Source organism: Pseudomonas neustonica, from assembly GCF_003797945.1.
Classification (GTDB): domain Bacteria; phylum Pseudomonadota; class Gammaproteobacteria; order Pseudomonadales; family Pseudomonadaceae; genus Halopseudomonas; species Halopseudomonas neustonica.
The window spans coordinates 1-1,060 of sequence record NZ_RKKU01000076.1 but is presented as its reverse complement, the minus strand read 5'-3'; the positions used below and the strand labels follow the sequence as shown (position 1 = coordinate 1,060).

2 protein-coding genes are annotated in these 1,060 nt (G+C 50.0%); both read left to right on the top strand.

The genetic code is table 11. The annotated features are described in order from the left end of the window. On the top strand, positions 1–253 hold a 253-nt coding region (locus EF096_RS20425), incomplete at its 5' end, for a hypothetical protein (RefSeq protein ID WP_218565823.1). Beyond that, positions 250–918, top strand: a complete 669-nt coding sequence (locus tag EF096_RS20170) for a hypothetical protein (protein ID WP_123891524.1) — start codon at positions 250–252, stop codon at positions 916–918. The genes EF096_RS20425 and EF096_RS20170, both read left to right, overlap by 4 nt. Positions 919–1,060 lie beyond the last annotated feature (142 nt).

Sequence of the window (1,060 nt, the reverse complement as noted above, 5' to 3'; positions counted from 1 at the left end):
GCAAGCTGAGGCCTTGGGCATGACTAACTTGAATGGTGGCACGCTCTGCAACGCTGAGTTCGGAATAAGACATAGGGCAGCACCGTACCGGAAAGGTCAGGTGTTGCACTCAGTTTTTGCCGCCGCCTTGGGTAAAAAGCGCGCTCCGCTTAAATCTGAAATTGATGCTATGTCGCGCCTAATAGAGAAAACCGCTCGGGAGCAGATGCAAAAGTTGAAGGCGGAGCACTCCAAACCGGGTAACAGCCAATGATCTCACGCTACAAGTGGTACAAGGTTCGCCTCCCTGGCTCTATTGACGCCGTGTTTACGAAGCTAAGAGAAGCGGGATATGAGCCTGATAGTGCAACTGGGTTCTTAGTGGACGAAAGCGCGGAATCCTTTCGCTACATCTGGCCTTCGACAATTAGCGCTATCCATGTGGATAGTGAAGGGAATACTGAGTACCGGCAGGTAGCGACCGTGAACTCTCAGTCTGTCACCGTAATCGCTGGGCCCTTCATTATTTTCCGGTTTGAGAACCCTGCGAGGTCATTGCGGGAAATATTAAACGCGCTAGAAAAGTCGGTTGGATTTGGATTCGCTTGTGAGCAAATCGTCATACGTGACGAGCTGGTAAGGGTAGCGCTTGAAGGGTTTTCCACTCGGAAGCTCACGAGCCTGAAGCTCTCCGGTGTGATCCCGTCGGCCCGCGCTCTTGCTCGACTTGATTTAGTGTCTAAAGAAGGCATCGATCCGGCGAGTATCTCTCTGATCGATGTAGCTAACTTCACCGTTGATGCAGCTTCGTACGAAGTCACCTATAACATGATAAAAGGTCAAATAGGTTTTACGCGTTCAGGCGCTTGCAAGATCAGTGGCATGCTCACTCCTTTAATATTGGGGAAAATCGAAGAAGCTGTTCTCAACAATTGTTAGCCTCTGGAGAGGTCCGCTTCTGGCCCAGAGTGTGTAAAAACGCCAGGACAAACCCTTGCTATAGTTTCTAAGAATTTCATTGCAAGGGAATCCCATGAAACGGTTTATCCAGGGTGAACACCGAGGTCAAAGCACCTTGCTT

Bases quoted from the DNA above. Each gene is read 5' to 3' on its own strand.
- EF096_RS20170 (WP_123891524.1), top strand. From the start codon at position 250: ATGATCTCACGCTACAAGTGGTACAAGGTTCGCCTCCCTGGCTCTATT.